This window comes from Klebsiella sp. Sb-30 (assembly GCF_057652795.1).
Window position 1 is genome coordinate 2,672,226 of the sequence record NZ_CM172749.1, and the last position, 19,954, is coordinate 2,692,179.

Below are 19,954 nucleotides of genomic sequence, written 5' to 3' on the forward strand. Positions count from 1 at the left end.
TGCCGGCCCCTGGTCGTCCGCGCGCTCAGCCGATCGTTGCAAGGCACAGATTCAGGCGTTTTTTACCGCCAGCCAGACCGTGCGCCCGCCGCAGCACGGGTCGTTGACAACATGCTTCAGTAATTCAAAACCGTGGGTTTCCAGCAGCAGGCGATACGCTTCCGGCGCCAGGCTGGCATGATAGAGCTCGTCCCCCTCAAACCGCCCGATAGCTTCCCCATCGTGGGTCCCGCTGGTGAACATCAGCGGCGCGTGCGGACGGGCATGGGCCGCAAAGCGGGCAAACATCGCGCGCTGGGCGTCACGGGTCAGATGGAAGAAGCTGTCCCACGCCAGCAGCGCGTCAAACTGCTGCCCCAGCGCCAGGGTGCGCATATCTGCCACCATCCACTGTTGTTGCGCAAAGTCCCGGCGGCAGCGGGCAATCATCGTCGGGGAGGCGTCGATGCCGGTCACCCGATATCCCCGGCGGATAAAGTAGGCGGCGACAGGCGTGCCGTTACCGCAGCCAATATCGAGAATATGACCGTCGGGTCTCACCCGCGCAAGAAACGTATCCAGCCAGGGTTGTTCAAACAAGTGGGTTGAACGCAGTTCCGCCCAGCGTCGGGCATGGCGCTCATACAGATCGATGATCTCCTCAGCGCACGGATTATCCGGGGGAGAAGGTTCCGGGGATTGCATACGTTCGTACTCCAGGTGTTTAATATTTTTCGACCAGATGAAGTTTTACCTGGTTTCGCCCTTCTTTCTTCGCGGCATACAGCGCTTTATCGACGCGATTAAACAGCTGATCGATCTCTTCACCCTCTTGATGTTCCGCGACGCCGATACTGACCGTCACCGTACCGGCATGCTCGGGGAGATGATAACAGCTGACCGCGTGGCGAATCGCTTCTGCCATCGCCAGCGCCGGTGCGATTGACGCGCCGGGGAGAAATAATAAAAATTCTTCCCCTCCCCAGCGATAGATCTTGTCCTGAATTTTGGCAGCGGATTCAAGAATTCGGGAAATCGCCAGCAGCACCTCATCGCCTTTTTGGTGTCCGTAGCTATCATTAATCGCTTTAAAATTATCGACATCCACCAGCAGCAGGCAAAAACCGCCTGAATGAAATAATGAAGAATCAACAATACGATAAAACTCGCGTCGGTTAAGTAATCCGGTTAAAGGATCGTGAGTGGCGGCAAATTCAAGTTCTTCCTTCAGATGCACTTCTTCAGTAATGTCATGAACAATACACAGCATCAACCGTATATGGTTCAGCACCACCGGTCCGGCATAGGTCTGAACGTAGCGGAGAGAACCATCGGACAGAATATGGGTAAAATTAAGCGGCTTGTGGCCGCCGGGTAAGCTTGCCACGCTGCGCATCACGGGTAGCACGTCCCTTCCCAGAGTATTGATTTGCCAGGTATGGCGAGTGCGCATCTCATCGGCCGTATAGTTATAAAACCGCAGCGCGGCGATATTAGCATCAATAATTCGCCCGTCCTGTTCAGGGTCAATCAACAGCATCGGGGCAGAACTGGTCATAAAGAATCGCGAAAAGAAACTATTGCTGCGCCGTTTGTAAGGGTGCGCGGGGAGCGCCTTAAACGAGTCATTTTGCTGCAGGATCTTTGCCGCTTCAAAAAGAATTAATGTGTCATATTCTGCGGATTTAATCAGGGTGGTTTTACAATAAACCGGACTCAGACCTTCCGGGGTTTGAATCGTCCACACTTCGAATACTTCAGCAATATTTTTGAAGTAGTACAGATAATTCTGCAGGCTGCGTTCCGGGCAGCTGGAGAGCGTACCTTTGCGCATTTCATCCAGCGACATCGCTCCGCTGAGGGTTCTGGAAGCCTGATTACAATAGACGACTGCTTCTTTAAAAGGATGAACCACCCAAACAGGGGTGCTTAATAAATCAAAAATCATTAACTCTTTTAATAACATGCAGCCCTCCAGCGAACAGGCACCACGCTTCTGAACGACGCGCTCATCGCCAATATGGCCCAACGGCGTAGGCTAATAAGCTAATGAAATGACGTCGAAAGTTCAGACACGAGATGGAGACGCCGGAAGTATAGTTCCTTTTTGATTATGGAAAGTGTACCGGGAAAGCAAAACGGCGCTGCCGCTGACAGAAGCCGGGCATTCTCCCCGGCGCTCGCCGTTCCTGAGTTATTTCTCGATACGCTCAAGCTGGGTTTGATCCGCCCGTTCGGCGCGATCGGCCAGTCCCTGGAACTGCCCGGGGGTATAGAAGGTCTCCGGCACCGGCAGCATCTGCATGTCCTGCCCCGGATGAATTTGCAACTGACCAAGTTCTGCGAGCGAAAAGCCGTCCACCGTCTGCGGCAGAGTTAACCGCCAGGGTGTCGTCCTCTCGAACGGGACCGGCGTCGGAAGCCGATCGTCGCTCATATCGTAATTGCGTTTGAGCACCAGAAATTTATCCGGAACCCGACGCTGGCTGTTCCACCAGTCGCCATCCAGCTTGCGAAACATACTTTCCGTTTCACTGCGCGGAGCCACCATCAGCTTCACCAACACCTTTTTCAGCGCGACGTCCATCGCCCGGTTATAGTCGTCAACCGAACCGGCATGGCCGTGCAAAATGACGCTGATGGCCAGCCGTGCCCCCAGCAGATTCGAATAGAGATCTTCCGGGGAAAAGGCGGAGATTTCCTCCGAAAAACCGGGAACTGACTGGAAACCATTCCACTGCGCAATTTCATGCCATTGCGCAAGTTCATAGGCCAGACGGCCTGCGAGCCAGGCGGCAATCTCATAGCGTCGGGACAGGGAAGCCGGCGGCATAAAAGCATTGAGCTGGATCCGTCTGACGCCCAGCTCCTCGCTGTAGAAAATGCGCCCCGCCTGTCCAAGATTCGGGTAAATGCGGGAGAAGAGATAAAAAGTGTTATCCGCCGTATCGCGCACGTGGGCGATATCGATAAACCCGCCGCGACGGGTATAGATCAGCCCGTTTTCCTCTTCACTCAGCCCGACAAGATTTTTTACCGCCCCCAGCGCGCTGTCGTTGTAACGATGCTTACCCAACGTATCGAGCGTCAGGACATTACCAATTTGATAGACCGGGATCGGCACCCCAATCGCTCTGACATGCAGATCATAGCCAAAAGCACAGCACGGACGCAGCGATTCCGGCGGCGCCAGCTGGCTGACCACCGGTTTGACCCGGGGAGTGGGAACGACCGGTAATACCGGATCCTTCGCGCACACCGAGAACGCGGCCGCCAGCAAAAATAACAAGCCATTACGCATTAACATCGTCTCCAGGACATAAAACGGACGCTCGCAGGCGGCATTTTGCGAGGTTAAAAACGGTATTCTCCGGCAACAAAGAAGCTATTACGTTCGTTAAAACCAAACTCGGTTAAGACGTTAAAGTTCTGCGTAATTTCATATTGCGCGCCCACCAGCATGTTCCACGGAGAAGAGAGTCGCTGCTTCACGTCAAACTTGCCCTGATCGTCTTTATTAACCGCAGCAATAAGCGGCTGGAGTTCCGGCGGCATATGCAGATCGGAGAGATTGCCTTTGAACTCCTGCTGTACGTTCTGGTACATACTGCCCACCCAGATACTTAAGTTTGACGGGCCGGCGATACCTTGCAAATTAAAGCGATAGCCAATGCGCGGCGACACGGTGGTGGCCGAGATTTTACCGTCAAGAATATCGAAGTCGGTACGGGTATAGTTGGTATCGATCAGGCCGAACCAGTTGCCATAGCCGCCGGCGAGGGTAAACCCGGTTCCCCAGGTGGTGCCTTTAAAATCGAGCGCAAAATCAATATCCTGCAGCTGTCCGTTTTCATGGAGCCGATGCACGGATCCGGCAATAATCCGGTCGATCCCGGTATATTTTGAGGGATCGGCGTCAACGGAGACTTTTGATAACGACGATCCGCTGGTATGCCCGGCGATGCCGTAGATATTTAAGAAAGGAAACACCCACATATCCAGACGCAGGTTCTCGGTCTTGCTCTTTTGTCGCGTGTGTCCGGCATCGATAGCGAACATATCGCTCGGTATCGGGTGGTTCCCGAGCTTCAGTCCGGAAAAAGAGATACTGTCGACCAGGATATCCTGGCGAATGTTCATATAGCTTAAATTGACCCCGAAAGGCAGCGGAATGGAGTATCCACGCGCCCTTGCCTCATCACCCCAAATCGGAAAATAGCTGCTGCCGGAACTGTCGGTCGTGCTGGCCCCCCAGGCGGTGCCCGACGTTAACAACAACGTAAGTACGGTTTTAGTCCATCTCATTTTTTTCTCATCTGACCTTAAAGTCCGGAACCTACATTAAAATAAAGCGCCTGTTCATGTTCGCTGAAGGCAATATCAATCCCCGTATGTAATCCATACTGGCGCGCTATCAGGTAGCGAAACCCTGTCCCCCACGCCACTTCGGTTTGCTCCCACAGTGAATGGGCCTCGTCAGCGGCGCTGCCGATACCGACGAACCCTTGCAGGATCCAGCGCGGCTGAAATTCCCAGGCAAGCTGGGTCTGCGCCGTACTGACATAATCCCCCTGATAGCGGTAACGAGAAATCCCGCGTAATTCGATATAAGGGCGAGCCATTGGCGTCAGGCGCTTATCATGGTGGGTCAACGACTGATAGTTGCCAGCCACGGCGAGCGTCAGCGTGCGACTGAGCGGGATATAGTATTTCCCATCGACAGAGAACTGATCGTAATGATAGTCGCCACCTAACAATGAACGGAAAAATCGATATTCGCTTTGTACCGATAACCCCTTCTCAGGATAGAAAAAATTATCCGTAGTGTCATATTCCGCCACCACGCCCAGCGCCGATGATGCACTCTCCTGACCCAGCACCTGCTGCCATACCCGATTAACGACCGGGTTATCGGCGGAAACGTCGGTTTTCGCATACACCTGAGAGGCCCCGACAAATACCGGCGTGTCGCCTACGCGAAACAGCAGTTTTTGCAGACCGCCATAGCCGCGGGTCTGCGAATGAATAGCGGTATTTTTGTTAAAACTGGTCAATCCGTCGGAATAGATATCCAGTTTAATATTGGCGTAGCCCAGCAGCAGCAGATAGCGGATACGGTCATTATTCCAGGTATGCCGGTGGCCGCCGCCGATAAACCAGGTCCCGTTCTGCGTTCCACCGCCGCCAAAAGCGGTGATCGGCGGCGGAATAAAATGATCGCCATCCCGCGTCCCTTTACCGTGCAAAAAGAGACCAAACAGCCCCCCGCCGTAGCCCACCGCCGGCTCGGTTATCACCACAGGCACCGGAAGAAACCCGTACTGGTTATCCTGGAGATAGCGGCTCATATCCAGCATGCCATCTTCGGGATCGAACAGATCGGCGCCAACGGCGGGAAGGGAAAGTGGCACGATGAGCGCCAGCAATAAGGTCGGTAGCGAAAACTTCATGCACTCTCCGGCGCCGTGATGGGTTCTGAATGCCCATGTGGCTGAAGAATAATGGGTTTCATGGTAATGAAAATATATCCTATGGTGCCATGAACTACCAATTTTCGGCCGGCGGTTTTTTTTAATTCTGGACAAATTAGCCAGTTAAAAACGCATAGAAAGCCAATGGTCTACGGCGAAAATATGCCGGCGCTGAGTTTTTAGCCATCATGGTAAGTGACGGTGTCACATATTCAGATGGCAATTCGCCCGCGGCCGGGATTGTAATCAAAAAGTGAATGCCGTATAACATGGCGCAACCGAGGGGTGTCCCGTGAGGGCTGAGATGGCGTAAGCCGAACCCTTTGAACCTGATCTGGGTCATGCCAGCGAAGGGACGGGTCGGCAATTTTGCCAGTTTACCGCCATTGCCTGTTCATACTTCCGCACACCCGGATCTCCCCGTAATCAGGAGGTCCTGTGATTCTGCCGATCTTTACCCAGGGTATTTATGGTCGTCTGCGCCAGCAGGCGGGAGGCGACTGGGAACAGTACGTTGCCCATCCTTTTCTCCGCCAGCTTGCCGACGGTACCTTGCCCGAACGCGCCTTCCGACGCTATCTGACTCAGGACTACCTGTTCCTGATCCACTTTGCCCGTAGCTATGCCCTGCTGGTCAGCAAACTGCGCACGCTCCCGGAGATGCGCGCCGCGGCCGCCTCAATGAACGCGATTCTTGGCGAACTGCCGCTGCACGTCGGCTATTGCGCGGGCTGGGGGCTGGACGAAGCGACAATGGCCGCCGAAAGCGAAGCGCCGGAGACGGTAAACTACACCCGCTACGTGCTGGATATCGGTCATTCCGGCGATGCGCTCGATCTGCTGGTGGCGCTGATGCCCTGCGTGGCTGGCTATGCGGAAATCGGCCTCGGACTGCTCCACAATCCGGCCACCCGGCTCACCGACAACCCCTATGCCTCCTGGATCCGTAACTACGGCGATGCGGGCTATCTCGACGGTGTCACGGCGGCTATCGGCCTGCTGGAGCGTGTCTGGCAGCAGCGCGGCGCCGAATCGCGCATCGCAGAGCTGGGTGCCATCTTCACCACCGCCACCCGTCTGGAAGCCAACTTCTGGCAGATGGGACTGAATGCCGCGGCGGTCGCTCAGTGACGGCTCCGACTATCGCGGTGCGGGAATTAAGTCTGCGCTTCGGCTCACGGGTCATTTTTGACAAGTTGTCGTTTGATATTCCCGCTGGACAGTGGATTTCGCTGCTGGGCGCCAGCGGTGCCGGCAAAACCAGCCTGCTGCGAATTATCGCCGGACTGGCTGCCCCCACTCACGGTCAGGTTCAGGCCAGCGACGGTCGCCCGCTGGCCCCTCGTCTGGCCTGGATGGGGCAAAAGGACCTGCTCTATCCGTGGCTAAGCGTGCGCGACAATGTAGCGCTTGGCGCCCGCCTGCGCGGAGAGCGCGTCGATCGGCAGCGGGTTGCGAGGTTATTAGAGCAGGTGGGACTCAGCCACTGCGCCGACGATCGTCCGGCGTCGCTCTCCGGCGGCATGCGTCAGCGGGCGGCGCTGGCGCGCACGCTGTATGAAGATCGGCCGATCGTGTTAATGGATGAGCCTTTTTCGGCGCTGGACACCCTTACCCGCACGCGTATCCAGACGCTGGCAGCGGAACTGCTGACTCAGCGTACGGTGGTGTTGATTACCCACGATCCGATGGAAGCCTGCCGGCTCAGCCATCGCCTGCTGGTGCTCTCGCCGCCGCCCGGCGGCATTGATGACTCCCATCATCTGACGGGGAAACCGCCGCGGGCGCCGGACGATCCGGCGCTGCTGAGGGGACAAGCCGCGCTACTGCAACAGTTGATGAGGGCCAACGGATGAGAGGGAAACTTTTCCGCGGCGGCGTGGTGTTCTGCGGCCTGCTGGTGTTTTGGTGGCTGCTCAGTAACAGCGGCATTCCGGCGTTCCTGCTGCCGTCGCCATCGGCGGTGGCCGCCGCCCTGTGGAACAACCGCAGCTGGCTGAGCTGGCACACGCTGGTTACTTTGAGCGAGATCCTCAGCGGCCTGACTCTCGGGGTACTGCTCGGCGTGGTGTTGGCCCTGTGTATGATGATCTCGCCGCGCCTACAGCGCTGGCTGATGCCGCTGGTGCTGACCAGTCAGGCGATTCCGGTTTTCGCCCTCGCCCCGCTGCTGGTGCTGTGGTTTGGCTTCGGGATGAGCGCCAAAGTGATGATGGCGGTTCTGGTGATTTTCTTCCCCGTGACGTCGGCATTTTTTGACGGCCTGCGGCGGGTCAATCACGACTACCTCGATCTGGCGCGTACGATGGGCGCCTCGTCAGGGGCGCAGCTGCGACATGTTCGCCTGATGGCCGCCCTGCCAGCGCTGGGTTCCGGCCTGCGCATGGCCGCGGCCGTAGCGCCAATCGGCGCGATCATCGGCGAATGGGTCGGTTCTGCCGAAGGACTGGGCTATGTGATGCTCAATGCTAATGCGCGCATGCAAACCGATGTCTGCTTTGCGGCGCTGTTTATTTTAGTGCTGCTGACCATTCTGCTATGGCTGGCAGTGGATGCTCTATTACACCGGCTGATCAACTGGACACCGGAATAAGGAATAATCATGCATAAACCCGTTTTCACCGCCATCACATTAACCGCGCTTATCAGCGGACAGGCGATGGCCAACGAGAAGCTGACCCTGGTGCTGGACTGGTATATTAACCCGGACCATGCGCCGATTATGGTGGCGGAACAGATTGGCGCCTTTAAAGCGCAGGGCCTGGACGTGAAGATTGTCCCGCCGTCTGACCCGGCCCTGCCGCCGCGTCTGGTGGCCGCCGGCCAGGCGGATCTGGCTATCACCTATCAGCCGCAGGTGCACTTTTTCGCCGATGAGGGGCTGCCGCTGGTGCGGGTCGGGACGTTGATTAACTCGCCGTTGAACACGATCATCGCTCTGGATAAGCGCATCAAAACCCCCGCGGATCTGAAAGGGAAAAAAGTCGGCTATTCGGTTAGCGGTATCGAGCAGGCTACGCTGGCGACTATGGCGCAACATGACCATATCGATCCGCAAAGCATCAAGCTGATTAACGTCAATTTCCAGTTGACCAGCGCCCTGCTGGCCGGCCAGGTTGATGCGGTGATTGGCGGCTATCGTAATATTGAAGCGCTGGAGCTCAAGCTGCAGGGTAAAGATCCGCAGGTGATGAATGTCGAAGATTTCGGCGTTCCGGCCTACGACGAGCTGGTGATTGTCGCCAACCGCGATGAAATTCATGCGGCCAAAATCAAAAAGTTCCTCGTCGCGCTGCAGGAGGGAGTGGCCTATCTGCGCGCGCATCCGCAGGAAACCTGGCAGGCTTTTGCCGCCGCTCATCCGGAGCTAAATACCGAGCTGAACCAGCAGGCCTGGCAGCAGACGGCCCCCCTGTTTGCCGACCATCCCGCGGCGCTGGATAAGGCCCGCTACGAAGCTTATGAACAGTTTTTATATAACAACAAGTTGGTTAAAAAAATCACACCTTTAACTCATTATGCGGTCGAACTGGATTGAGTAACCATACGGCTGACGGAAGAATTTCCGTCAGCTACTTTAGCGAAGCGGTAATAAAACCCGGCGCTTTCCCTCACTAAGAATTACACTTTTAATGGTTTTATAACACTTTAAATAAATCATATAAATCAAAGCATTACCATTGGTTTTCGTTGTGTAAAAATAACGTAAAAATACCTCAATAAATAAAACATTGAATGACGATTTAAAAAGCCATATATTGTGCGCGCTTTATGAATGGCGATTCATTTTCTAAAACCAATTATTCAACCAGTGTTCAACCGTAACGCTGGTTGTGGGAGTGATATGATGACGGATAAAGTCCGTATTGATACTTTAAGTGCAGATTTATTGGACGCTAACAACGAAACCTTTTTGGCCCGTCAGGCTGAATTCGAATCGAACGTCAGGAGTTACCCGCGCAAGCTGCCGCTGGCTATCGCAAAAGCGGAAGGCGTGTGGTTAACCGATGCGGATAACAAACAGTACCTGGATTGCCTTGCCGGTGCTGGTACCCTCGCTCTTGGTCACAACCACCCTGATGTGCTGCAAAGCATCCAAAGTGTCATTACCAGCGGCTTGCCGTTACATACGCTCGATCTGACTACCCCGTTAAAAGATCGCTTCTCCGAATACCTGCTCTCATTACTGCCGGGAGAAGGTAAAGAATACTGCCTGCAGTTCACCGGCCCGTCCGGCGCTGACGCCGTAGAAGCGGCCCTGAAGCTGGCGAAAAAATACACCGGTCGTTCTTCGGTGATTAGCTTCTCCGGCGGCTACCACGGTATGACCCACGGCGCGCTGTCGGTAACCGGCAACCTGTCACCGAAAGAAGCCGTCAACGGCATGATGCCAGAAGTGCAGTTTATGCCGTATCCGCATCAGTACCGCTGCCCGCTGGGTATCGGTGGCGAAGCGGGCGTGAAAGCGCTGACCTACTACTTCGAAAACCTGATCAACGACGTGGAAAGCGGCGTGCGTAAACCGGCGGCGGTCATTCTCGAAGCCGTTCAGGGCGAAGGCGGCGTGAACCCGGCTCCGGTTGAGTGGCTGCAGCGCATCCGCAAAGTGACTCAGGAACACGGCATTCTGCTGATCATCGACGAAGTTCAGGCTGGCTTTGCCCGTACCGGTAAGCTATTTGCCTTCGAACACGCCGGCATTGAGCCGGACATCATCGTGATGTCGAAAGCCGTCGGCGGCGGTCTGCCGCTGGCCGTTCTGGGTATCAAGAAGCAGTTTGACGCCTGGGAACCGGGCCACCATACCGGCACCTTCCGTGGCAACCAGCTGGCGATGGCCACCGGGCTGACCACCCTGCGTCACCTGAAAGACAACGACATTGCCGGCAAAGTGGCCGCGCAGGGCGAATGGCTGAAAGGCAAACTGGCCGATATGCAGAAGCGTTTCCCGGTCATGGGTCACATTCGCGGTCTGGGTCTGATGATCGGTATTGAGATCGTGAACCCGAATGGCGAGCAGGATCATATGGGCTGCTACCCGGCTGACGGCGCGCTGTCCGCCCTGCTGCAGAAGAAATGTTTCGAAGCGGGCCTGATCCTCGAGCGCGGTGGCCGTGGCGGCTGCGTACTGCGTCTGCTGCCGTCGCTGCTGATCAGCAACGCCGAGCTGGAAATTTTCCTCGACAAATTTGAACAGGCCATGCTGGCCGCCGGTGTCAAACCGGTCTGAGTGGAGCGAGTGACCGCAATGTCCAAATTGAATCCGATTCTTGCTGGTTCGCCGCAAAGTATTGAGGCTTATCAGCAGGCGATCGCCCAGACCAGCCAGGCCGTCGCGCAATGGTTGCAGCAGCCTGAGATGTATCAAGGTAAAAGCGTCGCCGAACTGCGTGAGCGCATTACCCTTGAGTTCACCGAGCAGGGTCTGGGTAACCAGGCGGCGATTGAACGTGCGATCGAGTACTTCCTGAAAGACAGCCTGTCGGTGCATCACCCGCAGTGCGTGGCGCATCTGCACTGCCCGAGCCTGGTCGTTAGCCAGGCGGCGGAAGTGCTGATTAACGCGACTAACCAGAGCATGGACTCCTGGGACCAAAGCCCGTCGGCGACCATCATTGAGATGAAGCTGATCGAATGGCTGCGTGCTCAGGTCGGTTACCCGGCCGGCGACGCCGGCGTCTTCACCAGCGGCGGCACCCAAAGCAACCTGATGGGGCTGATGCTGGCGCGCGACGCCTTCTTCGCTCGTCAGGGGCACTCTATCCAGCAGGACGGTCTGCCGGGTGACGTGCGTCAGTATAAAGTGCTGTGCTCTGAAAATGCCCACTTCTCGGTGCAGAAGAACATGGCGCTGATGGGCCTCGGCTACCGCGCCGTGACGCTGGTGAAAACCGACGAATTCGCGCGGATGGACGTCGCTGATCTGAAAGCGAAAATCGCCGAAGCGCAGGCTAACGGCGAGCAGATCATGGCGATCGTCGCCACCGCCGGCACAACCGACGCGGGCGCTATCGACCCGCTGCGTGCTATCGCCGGCGTGGCGGCAGAACATCAGATCTGGCTGCACGTGGATGCGGCATGGGGCGGTGCACTGCTGCTCTCCGAGCAGTACCGCGACTATCTGGACGGCATTGAGTGCGTGGACTCCATTACCCTGGACTTCCACAAGCAGTTCTTCCAGACCATCAGCTGCGGCGCGTTCCTGTTAAAAGACGCGCGCCACTACGAGCTGATGCGCTACCAGGCGGCCTATCTGAACTCCGAGTTCGATGAAGAACACGGCGTGCCGAATCTGGTCTCCAAATCGCTGCAGACCACCCGTCGCTTCGATGCGCTGAAGCTGTGGATGGGGCTGGAAGCGCTGGGCCAGAAACAGTACGCGGCGATCATCGATCACGGCGTGACCATGGCGAAAAAGGTGGCGGAATACGTTAAATCTCAGCCGACGCTGGAACTGGTCATGCAGCCGCAGCTGGCGAGCGTGCTGTTCCGCTCTCGTCCGGCGCAGATGGCCGGCAGCGATGATGCCGCGATCGCCCTGCTCAACCAACGCGTTGGGGATGCGCTGCTCGACTCCGGTCGTGCAAACGTCGGCGTGACCGAGCACAACGGCATGACCTGCCTGAAGCTGACGCTGCTGAACCCGATCGTGACGCTTGAAGACGTGAAGGTGCTGCTGAATCTGGTGGAACGCACCGCGCAGGAATTGCTGGCGAAGTAATATCCTTGAGCGGGACGGTGGTTGACTGCCGCCCCGCTCAACAATCCTCGCCATGAAACTTGTTGGTAAAAGCCGATAACTTAGCTTATCGGCTTTTTTATTTCTGTCTGCGGAGCAGGTATAAGTGACACCGTCACGATTTGAATGATGAGCGGGCCACTGATAACCTGTCAACGTCTGCCACTGGCCGCTTCAGCGCAACGCCAGCGGGACTATTACCCCACTCAGGCTTTCGCCTCTTGTAACAGCTGCTGGATCATTTTCTCCTGCTGCGCGTAGTCCCCTTCGCCAAAAGCGGTGTAGCGCAGCTTCCCCCTGGCATCAAACAGATAATGTGCCGGCCAATACTGGTTGCCAAAGGCGTTCCAGATAGCGTAACCGTTGTCCGCGACGATCGGATACGGCAGCTGCCATTTTGCCACCGCGTCACGCAGCGCCGGCAACGAGCGTTCCCACGGGTATTCCGGCGTATGCACCCCCACGACCAGCAGCCCGGCGGCGCGATATTTGTTCGCCCACGCGCGTACATACGGCAAGGTGTGCTGGCAGTTAATACAATCCCGGGTCCAGAAATCGATCAGAACCACCTTCCCCTGCAGGTCGGCCGGGCGCAGCGGCTGGCTGTTGATCCATGCGCTACCGCCGAGCAGCGCGGGTATATCGCTGGTTGGTTGTGGCGCGACAACCGGTTGTAGTACCGTTGTCTGCGCCCGCTGCGGTAAGCTGGCGCTCAGACGTTGCTCCAGCGACTGCGTCAGACCATTTGCGCCTTGCAGGTAGCGGTCCGCTCCGCTGGCAATCAATGTCACCGAGGCGAGGATCGCCCCTCCCGCCAGCTGACGCAGCCGCTGGCTAAAGGCCAGCCCGCGATGCAGACGCGCCACCAGCTTTGAGCCCAACCACCACAGTAGCGCCAGCATCAGGGCGCAACCGCTGCCGTAGGCGGCCAGCAGCAGGCCCGTGGTCACCGACTGGCCATTAAGAAACGCAAAGCTAAGGATTGCCCCCAGTACCGGCCCGGCGCAGGGCGCCCACAGCAGCCCGATGGCCAGCCCCGCCAGCAGCGCCGAGAATCCGCCGGCATGGCGATAGCTGCGATCGTTGATACGGTTGCCCAGCGCCACCAGCGGTGAAGCAAGCCGTTGGGCGACACGTTGCGAGAGCAGGCTCAGCCCCACCAGGGCCAGAAAAATCAGCGCCAGCCAGCGCCCGGTCAGGGTCAGACTGACGATGCCGCTGCTGGCCAGCGTCACCAGTAGCGACATCCCGGTAAACATCAGCACCATCCCGCTAAGCAGGAGCAGCAGATGGCTGCGTTTACCGCGAAGGTTAGCAAAGATGAGTGGGATCACCGGTAAAGTACACGGACTCAGCAGCGTCAACATACCGCCGAAAAAAGCGATCGGAAGAGACATCATATTCACCTCGTTATCAACATGCGGCCGGTCATGGCCGCAGGCGTATTACATCAGGTGAATGTCGTTATAAAGTGTCTGAATTTACGGGTTTTTGTCTGTTAAGTTGTCTGTCTCAGCGCGAGATACAGACGGATACAAAACGGCGGAGTCGAGACGAATAATCGCCTCTAATCCCCCCTCCGGGCGGTTCCCCAGGCGAAGCGTTCCCGGCATCTGGCTGGTCAGCTGCGCGGCGATCGCCAGGCCGAGCCCGGTGCCGCCGGTTTCGCGGTTGCGCGAATTTTCCAGGCGAAAGAATGGTTGCAGCACCTCCTCCAGGCTCGCTTCCGGGATCCCCGGACCGTTATCCATCACCTGAATAATGGGGTCGCCATTCATTGCATAGCTCAACCGAATATCGACCCGCTCAGCGAACTTTAAGCCATTGTCGATCAGATTGGTCATGATTCGGCGCAGCGCCTGAGGCTGTGTCAGCACGACGCGCCCCTCTTCGGCGGGGATAAAGGCAACCGGTCTGCCGACATCGGCATAATCCAGGGCGATACTGTCCAGAAACGCGTTCAGATCGAGGCGTTGGCGCTTCTCTTCCAGCGGCTGCGCCGAGCGGGCAAAAGCAATCCCTTCCCTGACCAGACGACTCATATTGTCGAGGTCCTGCAGGAGTTTATCGCGCAGTTCCGGCGCGTCGGTCATTTCCAGTCGCAGCTTCATGCGCGTAATCGGCGTCTGGAGATCGTGGGAAATTGCCGCGAGGATCCGCGCGCGTTCCTGTAGATGGTCGCGAATGCGCGTCTGCATCGCGTTGAACGCCCGGGCGGCGTGCTGTACTTCCACCGGCCCCTGTTCCGCCATCATGCCTGGGGCGCTGTTCGCCGGTTGCAGGGCGTCAATCGCGCGGGTAAAGCGCGTCATCGGACGCACAACCTGGCGCACGGCATACCAGGCGCACGCCAGCAGCAGCAGGAACTGGACGATCAGCACCGCCGGGAGCCAGCGGGCAATCGCCGGCAGCCGCGGCCATAAATCAATGCTCAGCGGCGCTCCGTCATGCAGGGTAATATGTGCCTGAATATGTTCACGCGGACCGGGCACCGCAATAATGCTGACCGGATAGCTGCCGCTCAGCGCTTCCTGCAGAGAACGCACCGCATCGCGGGAACGCCAGCTGTCAGGATAGTGTCCGCTGACGCCGGCGGACAACCGGTAGCGATAGTTGCCACGCGCCAGCCGCGCCAGCCACTGCGGACGCTCGGCGGCGGGAAGTCGGTCAAGGATCGCCACGCTGGTTGCCACGTCGTACTCCAGGTTTCCCAGCATCACGCTGCGGGCGCTGCTCATCCGCTCATACAGCAGCAGCGAAAGGGTCAGGGCATTAGCCAGCAGTAAGGTGAAGAAAATCATCAGCATCAGCCGTGACCGCAGAGAAGCGGGCCACAGCCTCATTCGCGGACCTCGCGAATGGCAACCGCGACCGCGAGGACATACCCTTCGCTACGCACGGTTTTGATGTAGGCCGGTTCGCGGGCATCTTCCCGCAGCCGCTGGCGTAAGCGGCTCACCAGCAGATCGATGGAGCGCTCAAACAGCTCGGCATCGCGTCCCTGGGTCAGGTTCAGCAGCTGGTCGCGGTTGAGCACCCGCTGGGGATGGTCGAGAAAGACCCGCAGCAGTCGGTATTCTGCCCCGCTCAGCGCGACGATAGTGCCGTCATTATCCAGCAGATGACGCGCGGAGGTATCCAGTTGCCAGTCGCCAAACGCAATCAGTCTGCCGGCTTCGGTAATTTGCAGATTGGGTGGCAGCGCGCGCGTGCGTCGCAGGATCGCTTTAATCCGCGCCAGCAGCTCCCGGGCGACGAAGGGTTTGACCAGGTAGTCATCGGCGCCCATTTCCAGACCCAGAATACGGTCGCTGTCGTCGGTGCGGGCGGTTAACATCAGAACTGGGATATTTTGCTGACCGTGGCTACGCAGCTGGCGACAGAGGATCAGGCCATCCTCGCCGGGAAGCATAATATCGAGGACAATCAGATCCACATGATGACCCTGCAGCACTGACCACATCGCTTTACCATTTGCAGCACCCGTGGCGCGGTATCCCGATTTATTCAGATAATCGGTCACCAGTTCACGAATATCGCGGTCGTCATCGACAACCAGAATATGGTCAATATGTTCCACCGCAGGCTCCGTCGTGAATGAATGCAACTCAACAAGAATATGCGCTGTTGCCGGAAGCGCAACTCGCCGCCTCCGGCGCACGCGCTACAGACGGTCGGCATCGACCACCGCTTTAACAAAGTCGGCGGGATCTTCCTGCGGTGGATTGTGACCGATGTTGCCGGTTAACGTCCGGTGCTCATATTTGCCGCTAAATTTCGCCCGATAGCTCTCCGGCGTCGGGTGCGGCGCACCGTTGTTGTCGCCCTCAAGCGTAATGGTCGGGACGGAAATCGTCGGCAGCAGCGCCAGTTTCTGTTCATAGGCGGCATATTTCTGTTCGCCTTTATCGATGCCCAGCCGCCAGCGATAGTTACTGATGGTCACGGCAACATGGTCCGGGTTTATCAGCGCTTTGGCGCTTTGCGCAAATTCGGCTTCGCTGAAGGCCCAGCCCGGCGAGGCCTGATGCCAGATCAGCTGCGCAAAATCGCGCGTATTCTGCCGATAGCCCGCCTCGCCGCGCGCGGTGGCGAAATAAAACTGATACCACCAGGAGAGTTCCGCCTGCGGCGGCAGCGGCCTGGCGCCGATTTGCTGGCTGCCAATCAGATACCCGCTCACCGAAACCAGCGATTTAACCCGCTCCGGCCACAGCGCCGCCATGATATCGGCGGTACGCGCCCCCCAGTCAAAACCGGCCACATCGGCCTGTTTTATCTGCAAGGCGTCCATCAGGTGAATAATATCTGCCGCCATCGCCGACGGCTGTCCGTTGCGCGGCGTCTTCGCAGAGAGAAAACGGGTGGTACCATATCCACGCAGATACGGCACGATAACGCGGAACCCTTTTTGCGCTAACGCGGGTGCCACTTTCTCATAGCTATGAATATCATACGGCCAGCCGTGCAGCAGGATAACCGGCTGACCGTCGCGCGGACCGATATCGACATAGCCGATATTCAGATCGCCGGCCTGAATCTGTTGAACATGATCGAATGCACCGGCATCGTCCGCCGCACAAACGCTGGCTGACCACAGAGCCGACAGCGCCAGCATCAGCGCACTACCGTTACGGACCCGAGATAAACTGTTCATAAAGCCACCTGTTAACTGAAAGAGAAGAGCGTACCCAGACAGTTAACCCGCGTTTTGTATACGGCATATGCGCAGAATGGCGGGGTTTTGTATCGCGATGTATTGCTCCCCCGGCAGATACATTGTGATACAGACGGAAGGCGCGCTGTGCGGGCCAACGCTTTACGTTAAGCCCTCAGCGGCCTGTTAAGCATGTGCAACGTCCGGCTCCAGATAGTTGGCCACGAAGCGGGTTAATATTCCCGCCGCGACCGGACACGCCTCCACCTTATCCAGCAGTTGCCGGGGATCGATCCCCTCCGTTCGCAGCACGTCATCACGATAGTGGATCAATGAACGCGCAATTTCAGGGGTAAATTCCGGATGGAACTGTGTGGACAGCGCATGGCGGGTATAGCGCACTATCTGGTGGGGATCGTGCGCTGAAGCGGCCAGCACCGTCGCATCCGGCGGCAGCCTGACGACCGTTTGCAGATGGCTGAGGTGTGCGGGGAAATGGGCCGGCCGGTCGCTGAGCAACGGGTCCGTTCGTCCGGCAGCGGAAAGCGTAATCGCCTTGCATCCCGTTTCACGTCCTGCCGGATGGTACGCCACCTCGCCGCCGAGCGCGTCGGCCATCAGCTGATGACCGTAGCAGATACCAAATAACGGCATCTCTACCGCCATCGCCGAACGGATCCACGCGGCGGTTTTCTCGCTCCACGCCAGCCGATCGGTGACCATCGCCCATGACCCCGTCATTACCGCCACGGTCTGGCTATCCGGAGCGGGCAATGTTTCCCCCGCATAGACACGCACGGTGGCGATCTGCTGACGCCAGGGGGCAAGCAGCCGGCCAAACCACTGCGGAAGATCGCCATGTTCGGCCTCAATTTCCGCCGGCGGCGCGCCGGTCTGCACAATAAGAAGTTTGTTTCTCAACGCCATAGCCCGTTACCCTTCGATGCTTTCTACAGTCCTTTCACTATGGAGAAAGGCGGTTGTTTCGACAAATAACCAATCTCTATGAGTGACACCATGCGGGAATAAGCGCTGCTCCGCGTGGAAGCCGGCAAGGAAATGATTTACGCACCACCCTATTGCACTATCAGGTACGCGCGAACGAGGCAATTTTCTGGAAGCGGAGAATATCCGGCACGCTGGCAAAGTAAGGATCAGACGTGTTTACGGGTTGCATAGCCTGTCGTTTGAGCTTATCGAAATCAACTTGCCGCAATAGCTGAGCAACCGGTGATGTTGAACGAACAACCAGCACAGCGCTGGAAATCTCATCTGCCAACACCATCGCCTGAGGATTATCCAGCGCACGAATCGTTAAGCCAATTTTATCCAGCGGGATCAGCGAAGGCTCCTGATGCCAGACACCGGTATCAATCTCACCAAGGAAGACGGAACGCGGCAGCAAGGTAAAATCGACCTCAACATATTCGCATTGCGTCTCCGGAAACTGGGCGCGGGTAAGACGCTGATGATCGCTGGAGTGAAAATCAATTCCGACGCGCAAACGCGTCGCCGCCACGGTATCGGTTTTTTCCACCACCACCAGACTTTCTGGTCGGTAATAGCTGCCGTTGCCGACTTCAAATAACTCATAGCCTTCAGCAGCCGCATCCTTCATTAGCATTTGCGCCGAACCGGACGAGAGCAGAACGATATCCGCGGTGTTTTCGTTGAAGGCGGCCAGGCGCGAGTGCGCGCCGCGCAGATAGCCAACGGTGGTGACGACACCCCATTGGCTACACTGCTCAACCAGCGCGGAAGCCACCTGGGTCGCTTCCCGGGAGCCTCGAGGAGGGAGTAGCATATGGACCGGCGGTATCCGGGCGGCGTTCCACAGCAATGTAAAATCCCAGGAGACCACAAAGGTCCCCTGATGACCACGAGAAACAAGGGTTACCGCACCGGATTTTTTTAGTTCCTGTAGCGCTTTCTGCACGGTCCCGGAACCGATTTCCAGGACATCCTGATACCAGGAGGTCGTAGGAAGGCGTCCGGACAAGCCGAGTGAAATAATCGAGCGTGCAATAAATGCGACCGGAGAGAGATGCTTTGCTTCACGCGCAATAACCGTCATTGTTTTCGCCGACTTTTACTGTTCCAGATACTGTAACGCTTGTTCAACGCTTTGACCTTCATGCACGACAGCATTGAGCGCACGAAGGACGCCGGCAGGTTGCTGTGCACGGAAAATACGTCGACCAAACATCACCCCTTTGGCGCCTGCCCGAAGCGCATCCGCAGCCAGCTGCAGGGTTGAGTGCGGATCTTCGCCACCCGCGCCTCCGGCGAGTAGCACCGGAGTATAGCAGGTGCTTGTTACAGCAGCAAAATCCTCCACTGACCCCGGCCAGAGCGCTTTGACCAGATCCGCGCCGATATCCGCGGCGATACGGCAATACAGACTCATGACTTTGGCACTCAGGGCATCGGGATCGACACCTTCCAGTGCAGAACGCGGTTCGATAATAACGCCAATCCCATGCCGCTCACATTCGCGTACAATACGCGTATTGCGCGCAATCTCGGCCTGTTCCAGCGCCGTATCTTTCTGCCCCAGATACATGTAGGTCATCACTGCATCAATGCCACACGCAGACACCTCTTCGATGTGCGCTAGTTGTGCCAGAACGCCTTCACTGCGGCCGTCTTTACCCGGGGTATAGATAGAACGGGCATGATTTTTCCAGTCCAGATGCAGGACAAAACCAGGCCGGTCGCGACCAATAAAGGTCTTTTCAACCACAGGAATCATCCCAGGAGTCACCATCACGCCGTCTGCATCACGCAACTGAGCGAAAACAGTTTCAATTTCATCGCGTGTTTTCAGTCCAGAGGGAGGACCTGACATCACCCCGTGGGATGCGGCAACAACCACTGCCCGCCCCGTTTCCGGGCGCAAAATACGACCTAAACGAACTGCCTTACCGGTGCGACTATCCATTTTGCTCTCCTTCACAAAGTCTGGAAAATATTAAAATGCAATTTGCAGCTTTCTGCAAATTGATCGTATATTAGCCACTAACGTGCTGTCAATGAAATATGCCCTGTGCGTTTTACCCCGTCTCATCGCGCCAGGAAAATCCTTTAAACTGAAAAAACAGGAGTTAG

Annotated in this window: 18 protein-coding genes and 1 riboswitch; of the genes, 6 read left to right on the forward strand and 12 right to left on the reverse strand. The window is 57.1% G+C overall.

Annotated elements, in window-relative coordinates:
* Positions 1 to 51 precede the first annotated feature (51 nt).
* The 5 genes from AC236I_RS12595 to AC236I_RS12615 all read right to left on the reverse strand — a co-directional run bounded on the left by AC236I_RS12595 (position 52) and on the right by AC236I_RS12615 (position 5,429).
* A complete protein-coding gene (locus AC236I_RS12595) occupies positions 52 to 684 on the reverse strand; it encodes a class I SAM-dependent DNA methyltransferase (protein ID WP_048023555.1) in 633 nt (210 codons plus the stop codon).
* A gap of 19 nt (positions 685 to 703) precedes the next feature.
* Positions 704 to 1,945 carry a GGDEF domain-containing protein gene (locus AC236I_RS12600; RefSeq protein ID WP_004861912.1) on the reverse strand — a complete coding sequence of 414 codons (1,242 nt, stop codon included), beginning with the start codon at positions 1,943 to 1,945 and terminating at the stop codon, positions 704 to 706.
* 228 nt (positions 1,946 to 2,173) lie between these two features.
* Positions 2,174 to 3,280 carry a DUF4056 domain-containing protein gene (locus AC236I_RS12605; protein WP_004861907.1) on the reverse strand — a complete coding sequence of 369 codons (1,107 nt, stop codon included), beginning with the start codon at positions 3,278 to 3,280 and terminating at the stop codon, positions 2,174 to 2,176.
* Positions 3,281 to 3,333: 53 nt separating this feature from the next.
* Entirely contained in the window at positions 3,334 to 4,284 is a 951-nt protein-coding gene (locus AC236I_RS12610) for a hypothetical protein (protein ID WP_487608824.1), read from the reverse strand.
* Between the two features lie 17 nt (positions 4,285 to 4,301).
* The gene (locus AC236I_RS12615; RefSeq protein WP_004861901.1) at positions 4,302 to 5,429 is read right to left on the reverse strand and encodes a BamA/TamA family outer membrane protein; all 1,128 of its coding nucleotides are present in this window, start codon (positions 5,427 to 5,429) and stop codon (positions 4,302 to 4,304) included.
* Positions 5,430 to 5,721: 292 nt separating this feature from the next.
* A riboswitch (TPP riboswitch) is annotated at positions 5,722 to 5,823 on the forward strand.
* 65 nt (positions 5,824 to 5,888) lie between these two features.
* On the opposite strand from AC236I_RS12615, the gene AC236I_RS12620 reads away from it, so the two are divergent.
* The 6 genes from AC236I_RS12620 to AC236I_RS12645 all read left to right on the forward strand — a co-directional run bounded on the left by AC236I_RS12620 (position 5,889) and on the right by AC236I_RS12645 (position 12,171).
* Entirely contained in the window at positions 5,889 to 6,581 is a 693-nt protein-coding gene (locus AC236I_RS12620; RefSeq protein ID WP_004861896.1) for a TenA family protein, read from the forward strand.
* The gene (locus AC236I_RS12625) at positions 6,578 to 7,306 is read left to right on the forward strand and encodes an ABC transporter ATP-binding protein (protein ID WP_044346646.1); all 729 of its coding nucleotides are present in this window, start codon (positions 6,578 to 6,580) and stop codon (positions 7,304 to 7,306) included. The genes AC236I_RS12620 and AC236I_RS12625 overlap by 4 nt, the downstream gene beginning before the upstream one ends.
* Complete coding sequence (locus AC236I_RS12630) at positions 7,303 to 8,043, forward strand: ABC transporter permease (protein WP_004861892.1); 741 nt, start codon at positions 7,303 to 7,305, stop codon at positions 8,041 to 8,043. The genes AC236I_RS12625 and AC236I_RS12630 overlap by 4 nt, the downstream gene beginning before the upstream one ends.
* A gap of 9 nt (positions 8,044 to 8,052) precedes the next feature.
* A complete protein-coding gene (locus AC236I_RS12635; RefSeq protein ID WP_004861888.1) occupies positions 8,053 to 8,988 on the forward strand; it encodes an ABC transporter substrate-binding protein in 936 nt (311 codons plus the stop codon).
* 306 nt (positions 8,989 to 9,294) lie between these two features.
* Positions 9,295 to 10,680, forward strand: coding sequence for a diaminobutyrate--2-oxoglutarate transaminase (locus AC236I_RS12640; RefSeq protein ID WP_015584344.1), 1,386 nt, complete (start codon positions 9,295 to 9,297; stop codon positions 10,678 to 10,680).
* A 9-nt stretch (positions 10,681 to 10,689) separates the two neighbouring features.
* The gene (locus AC236I_RS12645) at positions 10,690 to 12,171 is read left to right on the forward strand and encodes a pyridoxal phosphate-dependent decarboxylase family protein (protein WP_160873090.1); all 1,482 of its coding nucleotides are present in this window, start codon (positions 10,690 to 10,692) and stop codon (positions 12,169 to 12,171) included.
* Positions 12,172 to 12,395: 224 nt separating this feature from the next.
* On the opposite strand, the gene AC236I_RS12650 is transcribed toward AC236I_RS12645, so the two are convergent.
* The 7 genes from AC236I_RS12650 to AC236I_RS12680 form a co-directional block, all read right to left on the reverse strand.
* Entirely contained in the window at positions 12,396 to 13,586 is a 1,191-nt protein-coding gene (locus tag AC236I_RS12650; protein ID WP_487608831.1) for a cytochrome c biogenesis protein/redoxin, read from the reverse strand.
* A gap of 84 nt (positions 13,587 to 13,670) precedes the next feature.
* A complete protein-coding gene (locus tag AC236I_RS12655; RefSeq protein ID WP_032717441.1) occupies positions 13,671 to 15,032 on the reverse strand; it encodes an ATP-binding protein in 1,362 nt (453 codons plus the stop codon).
* On the reverse strand, positions 15,029 to 15,769 hold the full coding sequence (locus AC236I_RS12660) for a response regulator (protein WP_487608825.1): 741 nt from the start codon (positions 15,767 to 15,769) through the stop codon (positions 15,029 to 15,031). The genes AC236I_RS12655 and AC236I_RS12660 overlap by 4 nt, the downstream gene beginning before the upstream one ends.
* A gap of 84 nt (positions 15,770 to 15,853) precedes the next feature.
* Positions 15,854 to 16,846 carry an alpha/beta hydrolase gene (locus AC236I_RS12665; protein WP_290333787.1) on the reverse strand — a complete coding sequence of 331 codons (993 nt, stop codon included), beginning with the start codon at positions 16,844 to 16,846 and terminating at the stop codon, positions 15,854 to 15,856.
* 186 nt (positions 16,847 to 17,032) lie between these two features.
* A complete protein-coding gene (locus tag AC236I_RS12670; RefSeq protein ID WP_004861867.1) occupies positions 17,033 to 17,773 on the reverse strand; it encodes a glutamine amidotransferase in 741 nt (246 codons plus the stop codon).
* A 160-nt stretch (positions 17,774 to 17,933) separates the two neighbouring features.
* Positions 17,934 to 18,920, reverse strand: a complete 987-nt coding sequence (locus tag AC236I_RS12675; protein ID WP_487608826.1) for a YhfZ family protein — start codon at positions 18,918 to 18,920, stop codon at positions 17,934 to 17,936.
* Positions 18,921 to 18,935: 15 nt separating this feature from the next.
* Positions 18,936 to 19,787 (reverse strand): class I fructose-bisphosphate aldolase, encoded by an 852-nt coding sequence (locus tag AC236I_RS12680; protein ID WP_004861860.1) that lies wholly within the window; start codon positions 19,785 to 19,787, stop codon positions 18,936 to 18,938.
* Between the last annotated feature and the right edge of the window lie 167 nt (positions 19,788 to 19,954).